Annotated in this window: 20 protein-coding genes and 1 tRNA gene; 8 read left to right on the top strand and 13 right to left on the bottom strand. The window is 73.9% G+C overall.

Annotation, left to right across the window (positions count from 1 at the left end; translation table 11 throughout):
* Nucleotides 1-5: 5 nt before the first annotated feature.
* Together RM844_RS14975 and RM844_RS14970 are read right to left on the bottom strand one after the other, a co-directional pair.
* Entirely contained in the window at nt 6-560 is a 555-nt protein-coding gene (locus RM844_RS14975; RefSeq protein WP_311667675.1) for a NuoB/complex I 20 kDa subunit family protein, read from the bottom strand.
* Nucleotides 561-667: 107 nt separating this feature from the next.
* Nucleotides 668-1,027, bottom strand: a complete 360-nt coding sequence (locus tag RM844_RS14970; protein ID WP_311667674.1) for an NADH-quinone oxidoreductase subunit A — start codon at nt 1,025-1,027, stop codon at nt 668-670.
* A 469-nt stretch (nt 1,028-1,496) separates the two neighbouring features.
* Here RM844_RS14970 and RM844_RS14965 point away from each other — a divergent pair, with 469 nt between their 5' ends.
* Both RM844_RS14965 and RM844_RS14960 read left to right on the top strand, forming a co-directional pair.
* Entirely contained in the window at nt 1,497-2,282 is a 786-nt protein-coding gene (locus RM844_RS14965) for a sulfite exporter TauE/SafE family protein (RefSeq protein WP_311667673.1), read from the top strand.
* Nucleotides 2,283-2,558: 276 nt separating this feature from the next.
* Complete coding sequence (locus RM844_RS14960; RefSeq protein ID WP_311667672.1) at nt 2,559-3,416, top strand: C40 family peptidase; 858 nt, start codon at nt 2,559-2,561, stop codon at nt 3,414-3,416.
* A gap of 414 nt (nt 3,417-3,830) precedes the next feature.
* Here RM844_RS14960 and RM844_RS14955 read toward each other — a convergent pair whose 3' ends face one another.
* Together RM844_RS14955 and RM844_RS14950 are read right to left on the bottom strand one after the other, a co-directional pair.
* The gene (locus RM844_RS14955; protein ID WP_311667671.1) at nt 3,831-5,126 is read right to left on the bottom strand and encodes a geranylgeranyl reductase family protein; all 1,296 of its coding nucleotides are present in this window, start codon (nt 5,124-5,126) and stop codon (nt 3,831-3,833) included.
* Between the two features lie 226 nt (nt 5,127-5,352).
* The gene (locus RM844_RS14950; protein WP_311667670.1) at nt 5,353-6,054 is read right to left on the bottom strand and encodes a demethylmenaquinone methyltransferase; all 702 of its coding nucleotides are present in this window, start codon (nt 6,052-6,054) and stop codon (nt 5,353-5,355) included.
* 95 nt (nt 6,055-6,149) lie between these two features.
* Between RM844_RS14950 and RM844_RS14945 the strand changes: the two genes are divergently transcribed.
* Nucleotides 6,150-6,524: a hypothetical protein gene (locus RM844_RS14945; protein WP_311667669.1), complete on the top strand. Its 375-nt coding sequence runs from the start codon at nt 6,150-6,152 to the stop codon at nt 6,522-6,524.
* Between the two features lie 101 nt (nt 6,525-6,625).
* Here the strand turns inward: RM844_RS14945 and RM844_RS14940 are convergent, their stop codons facing one another.
* Entirely contained in the window at nt 6,626-7,585 is a 960-nt protein-coding gene (locus RM844_RS14940; RefSeq protein ID WP_311667668.1) for an SDR family NAD(P)-dependent oxidoreductase, read from the bottom strand.
* Between the two features lie 666 nt (nt 7,586-8,251).
* Here RM844_RS14940 and RM844_RS14935 point away from each other — a divergent pair.
* On the top strand, nt 8,252-9,199 hold the full coding sequence (locus tag RM844_RS14935) for a phosphatase PAP2 family protein (RefSeq protein WP_311667667.1): 948 nt from the start codon (nt 8,252-8,254) through the stop codon (nt 9,197-9,199).
* A gap of 190 nt (nt 9,200-9,389) precedes the next feature.
* Here the strand turns inward: RM844_RS14935 and RM844_RS14930 are convergent, their stop codons facing one another.
* Nucleotides 9,390-10,094, bottom strand: a complete 705-nt coding sequence (locus RM844_RS14930; RefSeq protein ID WP_394814509.1) for a pentapeptide repeat-containing protein — start codon at nt 10,092-10,094, stop codon at nt 9,390-9,392.
* Nucleotides 10,095-10,252: 158 nt separating this feature from the next.
* Here RM844_RS14930 and RM844_RS14925 point away from each other — a divergent pair, with 158 nt between their 5' ends.
* On the top strand, nt 10,253-11,260 hold the full coding sequence (locus RM844_RS14925; protein ID WP_311667665.1) for a zinc-binding dehydrogenase: 1,008 nt from the start codon (nt 10,253-10,255) through the stop codon (nt 11,258-11,260).
* Nucleotides 11,261-11,359: 99 nt separating this feature from the next.
* Here the strand turns inward: RM844_RS14925 and RM844_RS14920 are convergent, their stop codons facing one another.
* Together RM844_RS14920 and RM844_RS14915 are read right to left on the bottom strand one after the other, a co-directional pair.
* Nucleotides 11,360-13,501, bottom strand: a complete 2,142-nt coding sequence (locus RM844_RS14920) for an alpha-galactosidase (protein WP_311667664.1) — start codon at nt 13,499-13,501, stop codon at nt 11,360-11,362.
* A gap of 234 nt (nt 13,502-13,735) precedes the next feature.
* Nucleotides 13,736-13,809: transfer RNA gene (locus RM844_RS14915), tRNA-Thr, on the bottom strand.
* 220 nt (nt 13,810-14,029) lie between these two features.
* Between RM844_RS14915 and RM844_RS14910 the strand changes: the two genes are divergently transcribed.
* The 3 genes from RM844_RS14910 to RM844_RS14900 all read left to right on the top strand — a co-directional run bounded on the left by RM844_RS14910 (nt 14,030) and on the right by RM844_RS14900 (nt 16,679).
* Nucleotides 14,030-15,163, top strand: coding sequence for an ABC transporter ATP-binding protein (locus RM844_RS14910; protein ID WP_311667663.1), 1,134 nt, complete (start codon nt 14,030-14,032; stop codon nt 15,161-15,163).
* 349 nt (nt 15,164-15,512) lie between these two features.
* Nucleotides 15,513-15,914 (top strand): hypothetical protein, encoded by a 402-nt coding sequence (locus RM844_RS14905; RefSeq protein ID WP_311667662.1) that lies wholly within the window; start codon nt 15,513-15,515, stop codon nt 15,912-15,914.
* Nucleotides 15,915-15,947: 33 nt separating this feature from the next.
* The gene (locus tag RM844_RS14900) at nt 15,948-16,679 is read left to right on the top strand and encodes a nucleotidyltransferase family protein (protein WP_311667661.1); all 732 of its coding nucleotides are present in this window, start codon (nt 15,948-15,950) and stop codon (nt 16,677-16,679) included.
* Between the two features lie 33 nt (nt 16,680-16,712).
* Here the strand turns inward: RM844_RS14900 and RM844_RS14895 are convergent, their stop codons facing one another.
* The 5 genes from RM844_RS14895 to RM844_RS14875 all read right to left on the bottom strand — a co-directional run bounded on the left by RM844_RS14895 (nt 16,713) and on the right by RM844_RS14875 (nt 22,270).
* A complete protein-coding gene (locus RM844_RS14895; protein ID WP_311667660.1) occupies nt 16,713-17,564 on the bottom strand; it encodes a DUF3626 domain-containing protein in 852 nt (283 codons plus the stop codon).
* A gap of 137 nt (nt 17,565-17,701) precedes the next feature.
* Nucleotides 17,702-19,255: a DoxX family membrane protein gene (locus RM844_RS14890; protein ID WP_311667659.1), complete on the bottom strand. Its 1,554-nt coding sequence runs from the start codon at nt 19,253-19,255 to the stop codon at nt 17,702-17,704.
* 143 nt (nt 19,256-19,398) lie between these two features.
* Nucleotides 19,399-20,352, bottom strand: coding sequence for a 23S rRNA (guanosine(2251)-2'-O)-methyltransferase RlmB (gene rlmB, locus RM844_RS14885; protein WP_311667658.1), 954 nt, complete (start codon nt 20,350-20,352; stop codon nt 19,399-19,401).
* A 38-nt stretch (nt 20,353-20,390) separates the two neighbouring features.
* Nucleotides 20,391-21,782, bottom strand: coding sequence for a cysteine--tRNA ligase (gene cysS, locus RM844_RS14880; protein ID WP_311667657.1), 1,392 nt, complete (start codon nt 21,780-21,782; stop codon nt 20,391-20,393).
* A 77-nt stretch (nt 21,783-21,859) separates the two neighbouring features.
* Nucleotides 21,860-22,270, bottom strand: coding sequence for a PPOX class F420-dependent oxidoreductase (locus RM844_RS14875; protein ID WP_311667656.1), 411 nt, complete (start codon nt 22,268-22,270; stop codon nt 21,860-21,862).
* Nucleotides 22,271-22,436: the final 166 nt, after the last annotated feature.

The raw sequence follows: 22,436 nt of genomic DNA, 5'->3' as shown, positions 1-22,436 counted from the left end.
GTCGCTCACCGCAGCAGCCCCTTCAGCTCGATGGTCGGCAGGGCGTTCAGCGCGGCTTCCTCGGCTTCCCTGGCCGCCTGCTCGCGGTTCACCCCGAGCTTCTCCTCGCGGATCTTGGTGTGCAGCTTGATGATCGCGTCCATCAGCATCTCGGGGCGCGGCGGGCAGCCGGGCAGGTAGATGTCGACCGGGACGATGTGGTCCACGCCCTGCACGATGGCGTAGTTGTTGAACATGCCGCCGGACGAGGCGCAGACGCCCATCGAGATGACCCACTTGGGGTTGGCCATCTGGTCGTAGACCTGGCGCAGCACGGGCGCCATCTTCTGGCTGACCCGGCCGGCGACGATCATCAGGTCGGCCTGGCGGGGCGAGCCGCGGAAGACCTCCATGCCGAAGCGCGCCAGGTCGTAGCGGCCGGCGCCGGTGGTCATCATCTCGATGGCGCAGCAGGCCAGCCCGAAGGTGGCGGGGAAGATCGAGGACTTCCTGGCCAGGGAGGCCACTTCTTCCACCGTGCTGAGCAGGAACCCGCTGGGGATCTTCTCTTCGAGGCCCATCTTTCAGTGCCCTTCCTCGCGTCGTGTCGCCTCGCGTGGGATGCCCCCACGGGGTGCTGTCCCGTCAGAGTTCGGAGGTGGTGTGGGACGTGCCGGGGTCGTGGTGCTCAGTCCCACTCAAGGCCTCCCCGCCGCCAGTCGTAGGCGTAGGCGACGCCGATCAGGCCGACGAAGACCAGCATCTGCACGAGGCCGAACATCCCCAGGGCGTCGAAGTGCACCGCCCAGGGATAGAGGAAGACGATCTCGATGTCGAAGATGATGAACAGCATCGCCGTCAGGTAGTACTTGACGGGGAAGCGACCGCCGCCGGCCGGCTGCGGAGTGGGCTCGATGCCGCACTCGTAGGCGGCCAACTTGGCGCGGTTGTACCGCCGCGGGCCGATCAACGCGGCTGCGACCACGGAGAAGACGGCGAATCCCGCTGCTAGGGCCCCAAGTACGAGGATCGGCACATAGGCGTTCACGCCACCTCGCTCCTTCCAGTCATCGGCGACTGCGCTACCACGAAGATCATCGCTATGTGAGTCAGTTCACAAGGCTGCGTGCATCCTATGCCCGGACCCCTGTGACCTTCGACACGGGGTCACCCATCAAGTTTGTGATCTCTCCCACCCGCCCATTTCCACCAACGGGCCCCAGGTGCGGACGTATCACTGCACGTCGTCAGAGAGCGACCTTGTGCTGATTCAGTTGGCCATCCACGGATTTGAACGGCCGTCGAAGCTACCCGGGCACTATCACTCGACGTAGCCGCCGGGCAAATTCGCGACGGACAGGGCCCGGTGATATAGCGCAGGTCAGCGCGGTGCGGGCGGGTTTCGGGCACGTTTCGGGCACCGGCGGACGGCCGCCGGGCGGGCCGCCCACCGCCGCCGGTGCTCACCCCGCGTAGGCGTTCGACCGGGCCGACCGGCAGTCGTAGGGTGATCCGACGTGTCAGACATATCGCTCACCACCGCCGTGCTGCTGTGCGTGGTCGCCGCGTTGGCCGGCTGGATCGACGCGGTGGTCGGCGGCGGCGGACTGCTGCTGCTGCCCGCCCTCCTGATGGGACTGCCGGACAGCTCCCCCACCTACGCCCTGGGCACCAACAAAGCGGTCGCCGTCGCCGGCACCTCGGTCGCCGCCGTCACCTACGCCAGAAAGGCGCCCGTCGACCGGCGGTTGGCGCTCCGGCTGGCCGGGCTGGCGCTGCTCTCGGCGGCCGGCGGCGCGTCCTTCGCGACCGCGGTCGACAAGGAGATGCTGCAACCCCTGATCATGGTGGTGCTGTTGGGGGTGGCGGCCTTCGTGGTGCTCCGGCCACGCTTCGGGCGCGGCGGCGAGACGCCGGGGCCCGCGCCGTCCTGGCGGCGCCGACTGGCCGCGCTGTTGCTGGTCGGGGTGGGCATCGGCTTCTACGACGGGCTGATCGGCCCCGGCACCGGCACCTTCCTGGTGATCGCCCTGGTGGGGCTGCTGCGGATGACGATGCTGCGGGCCACCGCCACCGCGAAGATCGTGAACGTGGGAACGAACCTGGGGGCGCTGGCCGTCTTCGCCTGGCACGGCACCGTGCTCTGGCAACTGGCGCCGGCGATGGCGCTGTTCAACATGGCGGGCGGCTGGGCGGGGGCGCGGATGGCGCTGCGCCGGGGCAGCGGCTTCGTGCGGGTGGTGCTGCTCGTCGTGGTCACCGCGCTGGTGAGCCGGCTCGCCTACGACCAGTGGTGGGCCTGAGGTTGAACGCCTACCACGGGCGTGAGGTCGGCCACAGGGTGAATCGGTAACGAGTGGGCAACATTGATTCGCGGGGGTGCCGCGTGCTAGCCCCCGGCCACCCCTCGAAAAATCGGACAATCAGCAGGACAGGGCGGGGAATTGGTTGGAAAGATCAACTTCCCCGCGAACCGACAGATCGGGCATATGGCCCAGCAACTCGACGCGTACACGCCGAATGTGGCCGATTCCACGGCGATTGAGTTGCCTCCACCCGGCCTGATAGCCGTTGTCCTCATGTCCCCAATCCGTTACCGAGGTCGGCACCGCAAGCCCCGGCCCTCCCGCATCAACGGCCTGCGCCTGATACGCGGCGGCGTCCTCTCCGGCGTGGTCGGCACGGTCGCGGTCACCGGCACGGCGGCCCCCGCCGCGGCCGAACAGCCCACCGAGTCCACCGGCGAACTCCCCACCGTCGGCACCTCGCTGGCCAGCAGCGGCCTCCTCGCCGCGCAGGCCACCGAGGACCTCGCCGCCCACACCGAGCAGCGGCGCACCCTGGCCTGGGCCCAGGAACGCGCCATCGCCGACGCGCAGCGCGCGGCGGCCGAGGCCCGCGAGGAGGCCGACCGGCGGCGTGCCGCCGAGGAGGCCGCGGCCCGGCAGGCCGCCGAGGAGGCGGCCGCGGCCGAAGCGCGGGCGGCCGCCGCGGAGGCGGCGACCGCCGAGGCCGAGGCCGGCGAGCCAGAGGCCGCCGCCCAGCCCGAGGTGGCCACCGCTGCCGCACCGGCGCCATCCGGTGGCGCCGCCGCCGTCATCGACTTCGCCCGCGCCCAGTTGGGCGACGCCTACGTGATGGGCGGCACAGGACCGGACAGTTGGGACTGCTCCGGCCTGGTGCAGGCGGCCTTCCAGACGGTCGGCGTGTCCCTCCCCCGGGTCTCCGGCGACCAGGCCACCGCGGGCACGCCGGTCTCCCTCGACGCCCTCCAGCCCGGCGACATCCTGTGGTGGGGCGGCAGCGCGAGCAGCGCCTACCACGTCGCGATCTACGCGGGGAACGGCACCTTCGTGGGCGCGCAGAACCCGTCGACCGGCGTGGTCGAGCGCGACCTCAGCTACGACGCGCCGTCCGGCGCCGTCCGCGTGCTCTGATCCCGGCGCCCCGGCCGCCAGGCCGGGCCACGGCCCCCGGCCCGATCAGGTCGTCCGACCTACCGGCCGTCCCCCCGGCCCCGGCGGGTCGGGCGGCCGGGCGCGGGTCCGCTTTCGCGCGAGAGCGGGCCCGCGCCCGGCCCACGTCGCACGCCCCGCCGGCGGACGCCCGCGTCCGCCGAGGCCGCCCGCACACGAGGCCGCCCGCACACGAGGCCGCCCGCACACGAGGCCGCCCGCACACGAGGCCGCCCGCACACGAGGCCGCCCGCACACGAGGCCGCCCGCACACGAGGCCGCCCGCACACGAGGCCGCCCGGGCGGGGCAACGGTGAACCGTGCCCCGCCCGGGCGGCCTCGTACGTCCTCCTCCGGGGCGCCGCGCACCGACGCCCCGCCCGCGCCCGGCTCGGCTCAGGAGCGCGGCGCCAGCTTGGTGAGGCCGTTGATCACCCGGTCCGAGGCGTCCCCGCCGGCCGGGTCGGTGAGGTTGGCCAGCAGCTTCAACAGGAAGCGCATCAGCACGGGATGGCTGAGCCCGCGCTGGGCGGCGATCTTCATCACCCGCGGGTTGCCGATGATCTTCACGAAGGCGCGGCCCATCGTGTAGTAGCCGCCGTAGCTCTCCCGGAGCACCTTGGGGTAGCCGAGCAGCGCCAACTCCCGCTGGCTGGCCGTGCCCCGGGCCATCGCCTGGCTGATGACGTCGGCCGCGGTGCGCCCGGACTCCATCGCGTAGGCGATGCCCTCGCCGTTGAACGGGTTGACCAGACCGCCCGCGTCACCGACCAGCAGCAGGCCGCGACCGTAGTGCGGCTTGCGGTTGAACGCCATCGGCAGCGCGGCGCCACGGATCGGGCCCGTCATGTGCTCGGGGGTGAACTGCCACTCCTCCGGCATGCTGGCGCACCAGGCGCGCAGCACCTCGCGCCAGTCCAGGTCACGGAAGGCGGGCGAGCTGTTGAGCACGCCGAGCCCGACGTTCGAGGTGCCGTCGCCCATCCCGAAGACCCAGCCGTAGCCCGGCAGCAGGCGCTCCTGGCCACCCCGTCGGTCCCACAGCTCCAGCCAGGACTCCAGGTAGTCGTCGTCGTGCCGGGGGCTGGTGAAGTAGGTGCGGACCGCGACACCCATCGGGCGGCGGTCGTCGCGGTGCCGGTCCATCGCCAGGGACAGCCGCGAGGAGTTGCCGTCGGCGGCCACCACCACCGGGGCGCGGAAGCTGACCGGGCGCTTCTCGGCGCCCAGCTTGGCCTCGACGCCGACGATCCGGCCGGTCCGCTCGTCCCGGATCGGCCCGGAGACGTTCGCCCGCTCGTGCAACCGGGCGCCGGCCTTCTCCGCGGCCCTGGCCAGCTGCTCGTCGAAGTCGTCCCGCCGGCGCACCAGCCCGTAGTCCGGATAGGAGGCCAACTCCGGCCAGTCCAGCTGGATCCGGTGGCCGCCGCTGATGATGCGCAGGCCCTTGTTCCGCAGCCAGCCGGCCTCTTCGGAGACGTCGATACCCATGGCGACGAGCTGCTTGGTGGCGCGCGGGGTGAGCCCGTCACCGCAGACCTTCTCCCGGGGGAAGGCCGTCTTCTCCAGCAACAGCACGTCAAGTCCGGCCTGGGCCAAGTGGAACGCGGTCGCCGAGCCAGCCGGCCCGGCCCCGACGACAATCACATCAGCGGTGTGTTCTGTGGGGGTCTTCTCGGCGGTCTCAGCCACGTTCGGCTCTCCTATCGGCGTCAGAGGCGGACAGTCCGGAGTCTATGCGGCGGGACGCCTCGCGGGAGGGCGCCCCGGGCCGTTGTCCCGGGCGCGCGCCGGCTCCCCGGCGCCGGCCGTGCGCTCCCGCTCCCGACGCCGGCCCCGGCCGACCGGGCCCCGGGGGCCACCCGGCCCGACGCCACCACCCCGCTCGGCCCGGCGCGGTTGACGGCTCGGGGACGGCTCAGCCCGGCTCGGGACGGACACCCCGGTGCAGGGCCACCACCCCGCCGGTGAGGTTCCGCCAGGCGACCCGCGCCCAGCCGGCGTCCTGCAACCACCGGGCGAGCGCCGGCTGGTCGGGCCACTCGCGGATCGACTCGGCCAGGTAGATGTAGGCGTCCGGGCTGCTGGAGACCCGGGCGGCGACCGGCGGCAGCGCCCGCATCAGGTACTCCGAGTAGACGGTGCGGAACGGCGCCCAGGTCGGATGGCTGAACTCGCAGACCACCAGCCGCCCGCCAGGCTTGGTGACCCGCAGCAGCTCCCGGAGCGCGCGCTCCGGCTCGGCGACGTTGCGCAGCCCGAAGGAGATGGTGACCGCGTCGAAGGAGGCGTCGGCGAACGGCAGCCGGGTGGCGTCCCCGGCGGTGAACGGGAGCCAGGGCTGCCGCCGCTTGCCGGTCGCCAGCATCCCCTGGCTGAAGTCACAGGGCACGGTGAACGAGCCGGCCGCCGCGAACGGCTCCGACGAGGTGCCGGTGCCGGCCGCGAGGTCGAGGACGAACTCCCCGGGGCGCGGATCGACGGCGCGCACCACGGCTCGACGCCAGCGACGGTTCTGCCCCAGGGCGAGGATGTCGTTGGTGAGGTCATAGCGTGCCGCCACCGCGTCGAACATGGCGGCGACGTCCTTGGGTTGCTTCTCCAGCGAGGCACGTGTCACCCGGCCATTGTCGCGGACGGCCGACTTACTCGTTCGGGGGACATCCCCGGGCAGCGAGATGAGCCATCCGCCATCGGCCAACTACCGTGCGTGCCATGACACAGTCCTCCCGCGCGGCCCGAGCGCTGCGCCTGGCCACCCTGACCGCGACCGCGTCCGGCGCGCTGCTCGCCGTCGGCGCCGGCACCGCGGCCGCCAACACCGCGGCTCCGGACCTCGGGCGCCCGCTGGGCGCCGCGACCAGCGCCACCACCGGCGCCCTCAAGAGCGCTCTCGACCCGGCCCTCGACCTGCAGCTGTATCCGCTGGGCAACACCACGACCGACCCGCTCAGCAACACCGTGGGCACCCAGGTGGCCGACTTCCAGCCGGTCGGCACCGACCTGCTGACCGGGCAGCTCAGCGCCGGCGCCAGCGCGCGTGAACTGCTCGGCGGGCTGCCGCTGTTGGGCCCGCTGATCAGCGGCTGAGCCGACGGCCCCGGGCCGGCCGGCCCGAGAGTCCGGCCCCGCCCGCGCCCGCCGCCCCTGGGCCGGGCCCGGCGCTGGCCGGCCCGGCCGGGGCGCCGCGGTCAGCGGGCGGTGCCGGCGAAGGCGTCGACCCCGGTCAGCTCGGCCGACAGCGACCACAGTCGGGCCGCCTGCGCCGGGTCCAGCGCGTCCTCCCGGATGGCCGCCGGCTCGGCGATGTCGCAGTCCACGAGGTAGGCCCCGCCCAGGCCGGCCAGCCGCGGTGAGGTCGCGGCCCAGACCTGGGTGGCGGCGCCCTGCTCGGGCGTCTTGAAGCTCGGGTCCACCGCCCTGCCCTCGGCGTCCACCCAGCCCAGCTCCACCATCTCGGCGCGGGTGAGGTGCCGTTGCAGCGGCGTCAGGATGGCGCCGGGATGCAGCGAGAAGGACCGCACCCCGGACTCCCGCCCCAGCTCGTCCAGCCGCACGGCGAAGAGCATGTTGGCCGTCTTGGCCTGGCCGTAGGCCGCCCACTTGTCGTACCCGGAGGTGAAGTGCGGGTCCGCCCAGCGGACCGGGCCGGCGCGGTGTCCGGCGGACGAGACCGCGACCACCCGGGCCGACCCGGCCCGCGCGATGGCCGGCCAGAGGCGGTTCACCAGGGCGTAGTGCGCCAGGTGGTTGACGGCGAACTGGGCCTCCCAGCCCGGCCCGACCCGGGTCAACGGGGTCGCCATGATGCCCGCGTTGTTGATCACGATGGGCAGCGCGCGGTCGGAGGCCAGGAAGTCCTCGGCGAAGCGCTCGACGCTGGCCAGGTCCGTCAGGTCCAGCTCGGCCACCTCGACCCCGGCCAGGCCGGCGAGCGCCTCCCGGGCCGCGGCCACCCGTCGGCCGGCGACGATCACCCGGGCCCCCGCGCCGACCAGCGCCCGCGTGGTCTCCAGGCCGATCCCCGAGTACCCGCCGGTGACCAGGGCGAGGCTGCCCGTCAGGTCGATCCCGCGCACCACCTCGGCGGCGCTGGTCCGTGGGCCGAAGCCCGAGTCGATCTTCCGCTGCGGAGTGGTAGCTGTTGCCATGGCGCCAGGCTAGAAGTGTGAGTGCACTCCAAGTCAACAGCACGCTACGGAAGGTCAGTAGCGCCCCCGCGAGGCCTGCGCCGAGCGGGGAGACCACCCGGCGCGCCACGGACCACCAACCGCCCCGGGCGCCGCCGGCCGCACCCGCTCGCCCACCGCCGTGTCCCCGTCCAGAACTCATCGAACCCACCCCGCTCCCGCGCTCCCCCACCGGGACCGGCGGGGTGAGCACAGTCAAACACCCACCACTGACAGTCGGCGGTCACACCGTCACCCACCGTGCCCAAGCCGGTCGACCACCCAGATCAGGAACTTCCACGCGGTCGGCTCGTTGGAGAGGGCGGTGGCGGGTCGCCGGACCGCGCCACCGCCGGCGGTCCGCGCCGACCCCGGGGTGAACTCCGCCCGGACGGCCACTCCTTGAGGAGTGAGCGGAAGCGCGCGTGGCGCCGGCCAGCGCTGGAGCGTGCCGGCCGGCCCGGCCGACCGTCGCCAGCGCGCAGGGCGCCCGGACGACCCCGGTGGCGCCGCCCCGGGACAAGCGGGTGGCCGGCCGGCGGTTTTCGGACAGCCGAGGCACCGTCAGCCGCCGCCCCCGAGGCGGGGGGCCGCATCCCGCCTTCCCACGTGGGCAGATGACCGTCAGATGGCCTACGTTCAACTACCATGGAAACAGATCCTGAATTCGGCGGGACCAGCCGTCGGCTGTTGATCGCCGTGGCCTCGTTGGTGCTGGGCGTGGGGGTGTTCCTCTGGCTCTCGCCCGGTGGGCTCGGGGACGGCGAGCCGGTCTGGGTGGTGGGCGGCGCCTCGGTCGACGGCTACCAGTCGATCACCGAATGGGTTGCCGACACCCCCTCGTGGTTCGGGCACTCCCTGGAGATCGCCACCGAGGGCACCCTGGTGCTGCTCGGCCTGATCCTGCTGTGGGTGTGGTGGACCGCGCTGCGCGCGGGGAACGCGGCCCGCGCGGCCGGCGCCATCGTGGTGGGATTCGGGATGCTGGCCGCCTACGGGCTCAGCGAGACCCTGAAGGTGCTGATCGAGGAGGAGCGGCCGTGCCGCGCCGTGCCGGGCGCCAACGCGCTGGCCGAGTGCCCCCCGGTGGGCGACTGGTCCTTCCCCAGCAACCACTCGACGTTGGCCGTCGCCCTCGGCGTCGGCCTGGCCGTGCTGCTGCCCCGGCTGGCCGCGGTCACGCTGCCGCTGGCCGCGCTCGGCGCGCTGCTGCGGGTGGCCGTCGGCGTGCACTACCCGCACGACGTGCTGGCCGGCGCCACCCTGGGCGCGGCGGTGGTCACCGCCGTGCTGGTCCTGCTCGGCCCGCCGGCGGTGCGGCCGACCGCGACGGTCTTCCGCAGGTGGCTCGGGCATCAGCCGGGCTCGGGAGGCCAGCACCGCCGGGGCGGCCCGGTCCCCCCGCCCCCGCCGCGCCAGGACCTGGTCGCCCCGGGCGCTGAGGGCGCCCACCAGCCGGCGGGCGACGCCCGCTTCGGCCAGCCCTTCGGCGAGGCCGGCCAGCAGCAGCCGGTCCCGGGCGGCGCCCAGGTCGGCGGCCAGCCCCACGCCCTGGGCGGCCAGCCGGGCGACCACCCACGCCGCGACCACGGATGACGGACGGCCGGGCGTCCTCGGCACCGCCGCGGACGCCCGACGCCCGGTCGACCCCGAGGGACCGGCCAGGAACCGGCCAGAAACCAGGAACCGGAGCGTACGGCCGCTCCGCCCCGCCCCGCCGCGTCCGCCGGCCGCCGGTGGCGGCGGGGCCGCCCGCCGGCCCCGCACCGCACCGCACCCACCGCGGCTACTCCCGGGGCAGCACCCGCACCCCCAACTGGGCGGCCAGCAGCGGGGCCAGCTCGACGAGCTGCCCCGGGCTGATCACCGCCCCGGCCAACCGGTCGACGCCACGCCCCGGTTCGAACGAGGAGACCCCCCGCAGGTCCACGTCCCGCAGGGTGGCCCCGGTGAGATCGGGCGCCCGCAGCTCGCAGTCGTCGAACGAGACCCGCTCCAGCCTGGCCCCCGCGAAGTCCGGCTCCACCAGCACGCAGCCCTCGAAGGTGACGTCCACCAGCCGCGCCTGACGCAGGTTCAGGTAGTCGAGCTTGCCGCCGCGCACCAGCACCCGGGTGAGCGACGCCCCGCCGCACTGCGCGCCGCCCAGCCGGGCGTCGCTGATTTCCACGTCCCGCAGCTCGGCGTCGAACAGCTCGACCCCGACCGCGCGCACCTCCTGGAGCAGGCTGTCCAGCAGCCGCGCCCCGCGCAGCTCCGCCCGGTCGAGCACGCAGCCGCGCAGCGCGCAGTCCAGGAAGCTCGCCCCCGGGGCCCGGCCCCCGGTGAAGTCCCGCGAGACGAACTCGATCCCGTCATAGTCCTCCTCGGCCCCGAGGCCCGCCGCGTCGGCGAAGACCTCCGGCTCCGCCGGCAACGCGAGCTGGGGCCGCTGGGGCCCCCGCACCACGTCGCGCCTGCCCCTCGCGCCAGCACCGCCTCTGCTCACCATGACCGCCATCCTGCCGGCCGGCACTGACACTCGGCCCTGACCAGCGACGGCACCCCTTGACCTCAAGTCGACTTGAGGTAAGACGCTGGGCGCGCCCACCATCCCCAGCGTGTCGGAGCCGGTCAGCCACCGGCCACCGGCCACGAATCGAGGTCCGCATGTACGCCGTCCGACTGCACGCCTTCGGCCCACCGGAGAACCTGACCTACCAGCGCACCGAGACCCCGGTGCCCGGGCCAGGCCAGGTCCGGATCGCGGTGGCCGCCGCCGGTGTCCACCTGGTGGACACCGCGCTCCGGCAGGGTGTGACGCCCGGCGGCGTCTGGCGCCCCGTCGAGCTGCCCACCATCCCCGGCCGGGAGGTCGCCGGCACCGTCGAGTCGCTGGGCGAGGGCGTGGACCCCGGCTGGCTCGGCCAGCGGGTCTCCGCGCACCTCGGCATGGCCCCCGGCGGCTACGCCGAACGCGCCGTCACCGACGTGTCGCGGCTGCACCGGCTGCCCGACCACCTGCCCGAGAGCCATGCGGTCGCCGTCCTCGGCACCGGCCGGATGACCATGGGACTGCTCAGGTTCGCCACCGTCGAGCCCGGCGACACGGTGCTGGTGCTGGCCGCCGCCGGCGGGATCGGCTCGCTGTTGGTCCAGTACGCCAAGCACCGGGGGGCCACCGTGGTCGGCGCGGCCGGCGGCCCCGCCAAGGTCGAGGTGGTGCGGCGGCTCGGCGCCGACCTGGCCGTCGACTACGACCGGCCGGACTGGGCCGACACGGTGCGCGCCGCCCTCGGCGACCGGCCGGCGCGCCACCTCTTCGAGGGCGTCGGCGGCGAACGCGCCCACGCCGCGATCCGGCTGCTCGCCCCGGGCGGCGGCCAGGTGGCCTACGGCAACGCCTCCCTGGGCCTGGCCGGCGGCGACCTGGCCACCCCGTCGCCGGCGGAGCTGGCCGCGCTGGGCATCACCTCCCAGGTGGCGCTCGGCCCCGCGCTCTTCGAGCGGATCGGCGGCCCCGAGGGGCTCGCCGAGTTGGAGGACGAGGCGCTGCGGCTGGCGGCCGACGGCGTGCTGACCCCGTTGATCAGGCCGTTCCCCCTGGCCGAAGCGGCCGCGGCGCACCGCGCCCTGGAGAGCCGGGCCACGGTGGGCAAGGTGGTCCTGCTGCCCTGACCACCCGGCCCCCGACGCGCCGGGCACCGCGCCCTGGCAGCAGGAGCCCCGCCCGGGACCGGCCAGGGTCCCGGGCGGGCGCGTCGGGGAAGGAGCCGGTCAGCCGTCGACGCGGGTGACCTCCAGCAGGACGAGGCGCTCCGGGTTCTGGATCGGGGCGCGCACCCCGACCTCGCCCAGCACCCGGCCGGGCAGCGTGACGCCGTCCCGCCACCAGGTCAGCGCGTCCATGGCCGGCCCCCTGAGCCGGTCGGCCGGCGGCAGCGGCGCGACCCGGTAGACCGCGTCCGGGTCGAGGCCCGGCAGCCGCACCCGGCCGGGCGGGGCCTGCACGCTGGTGGCCACCTGGGCCAGCGCGAACACCGCCCGCGCGGCGTCCCTGGCGACCACGCCGTGCACCCAGAGCGCCGGGTCCGGGTGGTCCTCGCGCACCACCCGGCCGGTGTGCAGCAGCGGCCGCAGCCGCTTGTGCAGCTCGATCCACTCGGCGAGCGCGGCCCGGTCCTCCGGCGTGGCGCTGGTCAGGTCCCACTCGATGCCGAAGTGGCCGAAGAGGGCGGTGCCGGCGCGGAACTCCAGCCCGTGGGTGCGTCCGGTGGTGTGCGCCGTGGGCGCGCCGACGTGCGCGCCCATCAGCTCGGGCGGCAGCAGCAGCCCGGTCCACCGCTGGATGCGCTGCCGCTCCAGGGCGTCGATGCAGTCGCTGGTCCACACCCGGTCGGTGCGCTCCAGGATGCCGAGGTCGACCCGGCCGCCGCCGGACGAGCAGGACTCGATCTCCAGGCCGGGGTGGCGCGTGCGCAGCTCGTCCAGCAGCCGGTAGACGGCGCGCGTCTGGGCGTGCACCCCGGCCTGGCCACTCGGGCTGTGCCCGGCCTCCACCAGGTCGCGGTTGTGGTCCCACTTCAGGTAGGTCAGCGCGTACTCGCCGACCAGGGCGTCCAGCCGCTCCAGCAGGTAGGCGTACGCCTCCGGGTGGCCCAGGTCCAGCACCTGCTGGTGTCGGGACTCCGGGGGCAGCCGGTCCCCGGTGGCCAGGATCCACTCGGGGTGGGCGCGGGCCAGGTCGGAGTTGACGTTGACCATCTCGGGCTCGACCCACAGGCCGAACTCCAGGCCGAGGCCGCGCACGTAGTCGGCCAGTGGGTGCAGCCCGTCCGGCCAGACCGTCTCGTCGACGTACCAGTCGCCGAGCCCGGCGTGGTCGTCCCGGCGGCCGCGGAACCAACCGTCGTCCAGGACGAACCGCTCGGCGCCGATCTCGGCGGCGGCGTCGGCCAGCTCCTTCAGCTTGGGCAGGTCGTGGTCGAAGTAGACGGCCTCCCAGACGTTGAGGGTGACCGGCCGGTCGGTGCTCGGGTGGCTGGGGCGCGCCCGCAGGTAGTCGTGGAAACGGTCGGACAGCGCGTCCAGGCCGCGGCCGTAGGAGCCGTAGACCCAGGGGGAGGTGTAGGACTCGCCGGGGCCGAGCGCGATCTCACCGGCGAGCGGCAGCTCGCCGCCGGCCAGCAGGGAGACCCCGGTGTGGGTGCGTTCGGCGAGCGAGCGGTGGTTGCCGCTCCAGCCCACGTGCAGGCCCCAGACCTCGCCGCGCTGGAAGCCGAAGCCGGCCTCGCCGGCGATGTGCACGGTCACCGCGTCGGTGCCGGTGCGGCCCTTGCGGTTGTCCCGCAGGTGGGTGCCGATGGTGAAGGCGTGCCGCTGGGGGGTGCGCTCGCGCAGGTGGCGGCCGGTCATGTCGAGCAGTTCGGTGGCCCGCTCGGGCACCGGCAGCGCCAGCAGCAGCCCGCCGAGGCTGAACGGCGCGGCGCCGTCCTCGGCGAGGCTGGTGAGCCGGGCGCGCTGGCGCACCAGCCCGCTCTCCGTCAGTTCGATCTCCAGCCGCAGCTCCAGGGCGGCGACCACGTCCTCGGCGGTGACGGTGAGCGCCCGGTCCGCGGCCTGGAGCGAGGTGACGGCGAAGGCGGTGGAGAAGTCCGCGCCGGCCCGGTGGCCGGTCAGCCCCGGCGTGCCCTGCCAGCCGGCGGAGTGCTCGGGGAGCAGCGCGAGCGGGACGGGCAGGTCGACGTTGTTCGACGCGATCTGCGGGACCACGGCACGGGCCAGGCCGGCGAGCGTGTCCTGGTCGAGGTCGCCGAGGTCGGCGCCCCAGTGCACGACCCGGGGCAGCCCGCCGGCCGTACAGTCCAGCACCAGTGCGGTACCCGCCGACCGGAAGTTCAGGTAGGACCCATCGTGCATCGGCGATCCCTTGTTCGCTCCTGTTGAGACATGCATTTCTATGTTCGGGCAACGGCCTCGGTCAACATGTCCCGCCCCCGGTCGGCCGCTGTCACGGGGGGCACCGGTCGGACCCGTCCGGCGGTGCCGGGAGGTGGGTGGTCGCACGGGCCGACGGCGGATGGGCCACCGGGATGGAGGGGAGGAGGGGAACGCGCCCCGGGAGAACCACGAGGTGGGGGTGGGGCGGACGAGAGCCGCCTGTCGGATTCGAACCGACGACCTGCTGTTTACAAGACAGCTGCTCTGGCCAACTGAGCTAAGGCGGCGGGTGCCCACGCGTTTCTGGCGCCGTAACGGCCGCACCAGCGTACACGTCCGCCGGGAGGGGGCGCGGGCCGGTCGACGAGCTGGGGTTTTTTTGCCGGTGGGTACTGACTTTTATATGTCTTTCGAGTTAGGTTCACCGTGCGTCCATACACATGGTCGTAACACCTTCCTACTCGGATCGTCCGGCACGTTCCTGCCGGTAGAAGGAGACAACACGACATGGCAACGGTCACGTACGACAAGGCCACCCGCGTCTACCCCGGCTCGGAGACGCCCGCCGTCGACCAGCTCGACATCCAGATCGAGGACGGCGAGTTCCTGGTCCTGGTCGGCCCGTCCGGCTGTGGCAAGTCCACCTCGCTGCGGATGCTCGCCGGGCTTGAGGACGTCAACGGCGGCTCGATCCACATCGGTGACCGGGACGTCACCCACCTTCCCCCGAAGGACCGGGACATCGCGATGGTGTTCCAGAACTACGCGCTGTACCCGCACATGACCGTCGCCCAGAACATGGGTTTCGCGCTCAAGATCGCCGGCGTCAACAAGACCGACATCCGGACGAAGGTCGAGGAAGCCGCCAAGATCCTCGACCTCACCGAGTACCTGGACCGCAAGCCGAAGGCGCTCTCCGGTGGTCAGCGGCAGCGTGTCGCGATGGGTCGCGCCATCGTCCGTGAGCCCCAGGTCTTCCTGATGGACGAGCCGCTGTCCAACCTGGACGCCAAGCTCCGGGTCCAGACCCGTACCCAGATCGCCGGCCTGCAGCGCCGCCTGGGTGTCACCACCGTCTACGTCACCCACGACCAGGTCGAGGCCATGACGATGGGCGACCGGGTGGCCGTGCTCAAGGACGGTCTGCTCCAGCAGATCGACAGCCCGCGCAACATGTACGACAAGCCCGCCAACCTCTTCGTCGCCGGCTTCATCGGCTCCCCGGCCATGAACCTGGTCGAGGTCCCGATCACCGACGGTGGCGTGAAGTTCGGCAACAGCGTGGTCCCGGTCGAGCGCGGCGCGCTCACCGAGGCACAGAACAAGGGCGACAGCAACGTCGTCGTCGGCTGCCGTCCGGAGCACTTCGCCGTGGTCCGGGAGGGTGGCTCGGAGGCCGCGCTGGCCAAGGCGGACGAGAACGCCGCCGCCGGCCTGGCGGTGACCGTCAACGTGGTCGAGGAGACCGGCGCCGACGCCTACGTCTACGGCACCGCCGAGATCGGTGGCGAGGTCAAGGACCTGGTCATCCGCGTGGACAGCCGCGACGTGCCGGAGAAGGGCAGCAAGCTGCGGGTCGAGCCCAAGCCGGGCGAGACCCACGTCTTCGCCACCGGCTCCGGCGAGCGGCTCAGCGACTGACCGCACGCCGGACACCGGACGACCGGGGCCGCGTCTCCCACCACGGGTGGGGGCGCGGCCCCGCCGCGTTCCCGCGACGGGGGCCGGCGGCGACCCCGATCGGCCGGCGAGCCGCCCCCGAAGTCAACGAGAAGTGACGCCCGCGTCAACCTCCGCACCGGAAAGCCCAGCACGGGGTCACCCACGCGAGTGGCGGAATGTCATCAACCCACCACACCTCGCTACGATTCGGCTCGTGCCAACCACAAGGCCCGCTGCCGCGGGCCGGTTTGGCGCCCGAGGAGATCCGTTCCCGCCAGCCCCCATCGTTTCGCGTCACCGTTTCGCGAGGAAGCGCGAGGAAGACACCGTGAACCAGGCACTTCGCAACATCGGCCGAAGTCTCGCCGTCGCCCTGCCAGCCGTGCTGGTGCTCTCCGGCACCCTCGCCGTCGCCCGGGTGGACTGGGCGGCGCCCCCCTCCGAGGTCCAGATGCTCACGGCCACCGCCGAGGAGGTGGAGCAGACCCCGCAGGACCTGCTCCGCGACCGGCTGCTGACCACCCTCCGCCAGGAGGACCCGGCGGTGGCGCTCACCGCCCTCCAGACCGCGGTCAACGACGACCCGTCCCTGGCCCCGCACTGCGCCACCATCGCCCAGTCCCTCGGCGAGGCCGCGGTGGAGAAGTACGGCAGCGCCCAGCGGGCCCAGCGCTACTCCCGCCCCGTCTGCGACACCTCCTTCGCCGCCGGGGTCGCGCAGGCCAACTGACACCCCCGCCGGTGCCGCGCATAGGCTGCGGCCATGAGTGACGGCGCACACCAGCACGCGACCCGCCCGACCCAGGCCGTGGTCCTGGCCGGCGGGCAGGGATCCCGCCTGCGGCCCTACACCGACGACCGGCCCAAGCCGATGGTGGAGATCCCCGGCACCGGCGAGCCCATCATCGGCCACCAGCTGCGGTGGCTGGCCTCGGAGGGCGTGACCGACGCGGTGATCTCCTGCGGGCACCTCGCCGAGGTGCTCCAGGACTGGCTCGGCTCACACGACCTGCCGCTGCGGGTGACCACCGTGGTGGAGTCGGAGCCGCTGGGGCGCGGTGGTGGCCTGAAGTACGCCGCCGCCGCGCTGCCGCGCCCGACGGAGCCGTGGTTCGCCACCAACGGCGACATCTGGACCCGGTTCTCGCTGCGCGAGATGGCCGAGTTCCACAACGAGCGGGACGCTCTGGCCACGCTGGCCCTCGCCCGCCCCCGCATCCCGTGGGGCGCGGTGGAGACGGACGAGTTCGGCCATGTGCTGGACTTCATCGAGGCGCCCCCCTCGCCCTACCTGATCAACGCCGGTGTCTACGTCTTCGCCGCCGCGTTCACCGCGCTGCTGCCCGACCGGGGCGACCACGAGCGGCACACCTTCCCCCGGCTGGCCAGGGAGCGGCGGCTGGCCGGCTTCCCGCTCTCCCAGGGCGCCTACTGGCGCGCCATCGACACCGCGAAGGATCTCACCGAGGCGGCCAGGGAGCTCGCCCAGGGCTGAGGCCCGCCGGGCGCGCCCGCCCGTTCCCCGGGCTCAGGCGTCGGGGGCGCCGAACGCGACGAGGCAGTGCCAGAGTCGTTTCAGGGCCTGCCCGTCGTACCGCCCGGCGCACGCCGCTTCGCCGATGATCCGCGGGTCCAACCAGCCCCGTTCGGCGATCGCGCAGCCCAGCGCGACGATCTCCGGGCCCCGGAACCCCGGGTGCCGGCGCAGCTCGGCGGTGGCCAGCCGGTACCCCGGATGCCACTCCACCGGGCAGGGCAGCGCGGCGGCCGCCTCGGCCACCGCCGTTCCCCGGTAGCAGGGGTCGAGCACCAGCGCCCGCACGTCGGTGGCCAGCGTGACCGGGCCGTGGACCTGCGCCTCGATGTGCCCGTCCAGCGCCGGCCGCCCCTCGGCCAGGGCGAGCCGCACCAGGTCGCAGCGGTCGGCGACGCCGAAGGTGGTGGACTCGGCGGAGCTGTCCGGGTAACAGAAGGTGGTGCGCGGCAACACCTCGGGCGCCAGCCGGAAGTGCGCCGAGCCGAAGCGGGGCGCCGCGCCCACGGAGCGCCGGAGGTGGTTCAACCCGCCGTAGACCGGCCGCTGCCGGGCCGGCGCCCGGTCGTAGGCGGCCCCGAACATCCGGCTCTCCCAGCGCCAGCGGTCGCCGCCGGGGTGCGCGGTGAGGCCGCCGTTGCTGGTGCCCGTGACGAACTGCGAGACGTAGACGCCGTCCTCCGCCATCCGGCGGAGGATCGGCCGGCCGGCCACCGGTCGGTCGGGGTGAAAGTTCAACGTCAGCGGCAACGTCGGATCGACCGGGCCGCCTACCGCCCGCGCGGCCACATGGCGCAGGGCCCGGCGCTGCGGGGAGTCCTCGGGGTGATCGGACGCGGTGGGCACCACCCCAGTCTGCGCGGGTCGGGTGCCGGGCCGCCACGGAGATAACCGCGCCGGCCCGGCACGCCACGGAGCCTGCCGGTCCAAGACCGCTCGACGGCGGTCGGGACCGGCCCTGGCCGGCTAGCCGAGTACGCCACCTAACCGAGCAGCCCGCCAAGGGGGTCGGGGCTGCTCTGATCACCCCCGTCGTCCTCGGCGCCACCGGTTTCGCCGCCCGGCTCCTCGACCCCGCCGGTGCCCGGGTCGCCGCCCGAGCCGTCCTCCGGGCTCGACGGCGCCGCCGGCACGGAGTCCTGCGGCTGCTCGGGAACGGGGTCGGGGACGGGCGCCTCCCGCTGCTCCTCGGGTGAGGGCTGGGCCGGCTGGGTCGGGTCCTCGGTCGGCGGGGCCGACGGCCGCTCCTCCTCGGCCCGCTGCTCCGCCGCCCGTTCCTCGGCCCGCTGCCGCTCGGTCTCGGCCCGCTGGACGGCCTCCCGCTCCTCGGCCTCCCTGGCCTCCGCCTCCTCGTCGACCAGCGGCTCACCGGGGAGGTGGTTCCGCGGCGGCTCGCCGGGCTCCGGCACGGTGGCGAACTGCGCGGACCGCACCGCGCTGCCCAGCAGCGAGCCGACCAGCAGCGCCACCCCGAGGAGCAGCGCGGCCAGCAGTCCGCCGCGGCGCAGCACCCGGCGGCGCAGCTGGGCGAGGGGGGCCCGGGGGCCCAGCCGGCGCCACGCCTCGGAGGCCAGCCTGGCGTCCAGCGAGTGCACCGGGGCACCGGCGATCACCAGCGGGGTCCAGGCGGCGAAGAGCACCACCTCGGGGGTGTCGTACGCCGGTCCGTGCTGCCAGCTGACGGTGGTCAGCAGGGCCAGCGAGAGGGCGGCACCGAGCAGCGCGGCCAGCCGCTGCCAGAGCCCGAAGAGGGTGAGCACGCCCACCACGATCTGCAGGAAGGCGACGGTCAGCCCGGCGCCGACCGGGTGCGCCAGCGTCCAGTCGTGCAGCGGGGCGGCCGCCACCCAGGGGTCCAGGGAGGCCAGCCAGGTGTAGAGGGAGCCGCGCTCGCCCCCGTCGAAGTAGACCGGGTCGGTGAGCTTGCCCATCCCGGCGTAGATGGCCATGAAGCCGAGCAGCAGCCGCAGCGGCAGCAGCACCAGGCCCAGGCTGAGCCGCCGGTCCGGGTGGAAGGCGCGTGCCCGGCTCCGGCCGCCGCCGTGTCCGGCGCGCGGCGTCGGGCCGGGCTCCAGGCGGGCGGCGAACTCGCCGGTGTCCTGGCCGCGGTCGCCTGGCCCGGCCGGCACCGTGGGCAGCGGCCGGGTGATCTCGTCCGAGTGCGGTGGCCGGGGGGCGACCACCGTGCCGACCCGCTCGACCGCCCGGGCGCCGGCGCCGATCCTGGGCAGCACCTCGGTGGCCAGCGCGGCGCCCGGCTCGCCTGCCGCGCGCACCGCTTGGAGGAGAGAACCGGCGGCCCGGTCCCCCGGCTCGCTGCGGCCACTCCACACCAACGGCCGACGCTTGCCGCCGGCCGCGCCGGTCAGGCCGGCGGCCCCGGGCAGGACGATGCTGACCGGGGGTGGCGTGGCGAGCCGCACCCGGAAGCTGGCGTGGTTCACGACGACCTGCGCCGGGTCGCATGGCACCTTGACCATGCTCAGCACCGGCTCGTCCATCGGGCGGCCGCGGAGTGTTCTGGTGTCCACACTCATCTAACCGAGTGACACAGACTTAAGACACTGCCTTTGGCTGACAAAGTCTGTCCGCGACCCGTCAAAGCCACACAGGCGCACGGGTTTACCGGACGGCGCGCGTCAACTGCCGTGCGCCGTCCGGGGCTTTCCGAAGCGTTCGGTCACGCCCGGCGGGTGGCCGCCGCGTAGAGCACCACGCCGGCCGCGACGCCGGCGTTCAGCGACTCGGCGCCGCCCGGCATCGGGATGCGGACCCGCAGGTCACAGGTCTCCCCCACCAGCCGGGACAGGCCCTTGCCCTCGCTGCCCACCACGATCGCCACCGGCCCGTCCAACGCCTCCAGGTCGGCCACCTCGGCCTCGCCGTCGGCCGCCAGCCCCACCACGGTGAGGCCGGCCCGCTGGTAGCCCTGGAGCGCGCGGGTGAGGTTGGTGGCCCTGGCCACCTGGGTGGTGGCGGCGGTGCCGGCCGAGGTCTTCCAGGCGGCGGCCGTCATGCCGGCCGCCCGGCGCTCGGGCACCACCACGCCGTGCCCGCCGAAGGCGGCCGTGGAACGGACCACGGCGCCCAGGTTCCGCGGGTCGGTGACCCCGTCCAGCACCATGATCAGCGGGGCCTCGCCGGCCTGGGCCGCGATGTCCAGCAGGTCGTCGGGGTGCGCGTAGTCGTAGGGCGGCACCTGGAGCGCCAGCCCCTGGTGGTTGAGGCCGGCGGTGATCCGGTCCAGCTCCGGCTTGGGCGCCTCGACCAGGTGCAGCCCCGGCCTGGCGACCGCGAGCTTGACCGCGTCGTGCACCCGGTCGTCGTTCTCCAGGAACTGCTGCACGTAGAGCGCGCTGGCCGGCACCCCGGCGCGCAGCGCCTCCAGCACCGGGTTGCGCCCGACCACCAGCTCGTTGGCGGACCGGCCGCCGCCCTTCCGGCCGCCCTGGCGGGCGTTCTGCTGCCGGGCCTTGATGTCGGCGGCGCGCTTCTTGGCGTGGCCGGTGCGCATCTCGGCGGGCGGGGTGGGCCCCTTGCCCCGCAGGCCGCGGCGGCGCTGGCCGCCGCTGCCGATCTGGGGCCCCTTCTTGTTGCTGGTGCGACGGTTGGGGCGCGAACTGTTGCCTGGCATGGATGTCTCGTGTCTCTGTGGGAGCCGGGGCTCGGCGGTCAGCCAAGCTCCCAGCGGGGGCCGTTGGGGGTGTCCTCGATGACCAGCCCGGCCGACTTCAGCTGGTCCCTGATGGCGTCGGCGGTGCCGTAGTCCTTGCGCTCCCGCGCCGCCTGCCGCTGGGCGAGCACGATGCCGACCAGGGAGTCCACCACGCCGGAGAGCTCCGCGCCGTGGTCGGCGCCGCCGCCCCAGACGGGGTCGAGCGGGTCGAGACCCAGCACGCCGAGCATGGCGCGCACCTGGCCGAGCAGCGCGATCAGCGACTCCTTGTCGCCCTCGGTCAGCGCGGCGTTGCCCTGCCGCACGGTGGTGTGCACGGCGGCCAGCGCCTGCGGCACGCCGAAGTCCTCGTCCATCGCGACCGCGAAGTCCTCCGGGACGACGTCCGCCGGCGGGACCTCGCCGACCTGCTCGATGCCGCGCTGGAGGAAGCCCTCGATCCGCGCGAAGGCGGTGTCCGCCTCGGTGAGCGCCGCCTCGCTGTAGTCGATCGCCGAGCGGTAGTGCGGGGTGCCCAGGTAGTAGCGGAGCACGATCGGCCGCCAGCGCGTGACCATGTCGGCGACCAGCACGGAGTTGTCCAGCGACTTGCTCATCTTCTCGCCGCCGATGGTCAGCCAGGCGTTGTGCACCCAGTAGCTGGCGAACGCGTCGCCGTACGCCTTGGACTGCGCGATCTCGTTCTCGTGGTGCGGGAAGACCAGGTCGATCCCGCCGCCGTGGATGTCGAACGCCTCGCCCAGGTACTTGTGCACCATGGCGGAGCACTCCAGGTGCCAGCCGGGGCGACCCCGGCCCCAGGGCGTCTCCCAGCAGGGCTCGCCGGGCTTGGCCGCCTTCCAGAGGGCGAAGTCCCGCGGGTCGCGCTTGCCGGTCTCGCCCTCGCCACCGGGCTGGAGCAGCTGGTCCAGCTCCTGGTTGGAGAGCCGCAGGTACTCCGGGTAGCTGCGGACATCGAAGTAGACGTTGCCGTCCGCCGGGTAGGCGTGGCCCCGACCGATCAGGGCGCGCATCATCTCGATCATCTCCGGCACATGGCCGGTCGCCCGGGGCTCGTAGCTGGGCGGCAGGCAGCCGAGCACGTCGTAGGCGGCGGTGAAGGCCCGCTCGTTCTCGTACCCGATCTCCCACCAGGGGCGGCCGAACTCGGCGCTCTTGGCGATGATCTTGTCGTCGATGTCCGTCACGTTGCGGACGAAGGTGACGTCGTAGCCGCGGTAGGCGAACCAGCGGCGCATGATGTCGAAGTTCAGCCCCGACCGGATGTGGCCGATGTGCGGGGGTGCCTGCACCGTGGCGCCACACAGGTAGATCGAGACGCGGCCCGGCCGGAGCGGGCTGAAGTCACGGATCTGCCGGGTGCTGGTGTCATACAGGCGAATGGTCACGCCCCAAGAGTAGTGGGCGCCCGTGGTGCGCCGCGCCCCCCTGGCGCGGCGCAGCGGGCCGGGCCCCGGGCCCTCGGTCAGACGATCCCCTGCCCCACGATCTTCCGGGCCCGCACCCGGACCACCACACGCTCCGCGTCCCGCTCGGACGCCGGGTTGAACTCCGCGTAGTGCTTGCCCGTGTACTTCAGCGACAGCTCGTCGATCAACGCCTGCCCGCCCTCGGTGGTGAGCGACGCCTCACCCCGGATCTCGGCGTAGCTGTAGGGCTGCTCCGGGTCGACCACCAGCACCGTGACCCGTGGGTCGCGTCGCAGGTTGGTCTCCTTGCGCCGGTCGACCGTCGTGGAGATCAGCACCTCGTCGCCGTCCCACGTGGCCCACACCGGGGAGAGCTGGGGGCTGCCGTCCGGCTGGATGGTGGCGATGGTGACGAAGACCTTGCCGTCCAGGACCCGCTTCAGCGCGTCGGGGAGCTTGACTGCCACGGTGACACCTTCTTCTTCGGTCGCTCTGGTACTTCTTCGGTCGCTCTTGGGTACGCGCCCCGCCCACGCGGGGGACGGCCCGCGGCGGGCGGGCCGTCGGAACGGTCATACCCCGGAGCGCGCGAAGCACCGGGGAGCGACCCCGGCGCGCCGGCCCGGGTCATAC

It is taken from the genome of Streptomyces chisholmiae (assembly GCF_031845445.1).
Classification (GTDB): Bacteria; Actinomycetota; Actinomycetes; order Streptomycetales; family Streptomycetaceae; genus Streptomyces; species Streptomyces chisholmiae.
The sequence above is the reverse complement of the archived record's forward strand: the minus strand, read 5'-3'. Positions and strand labels throughout refer to the sequence as shown.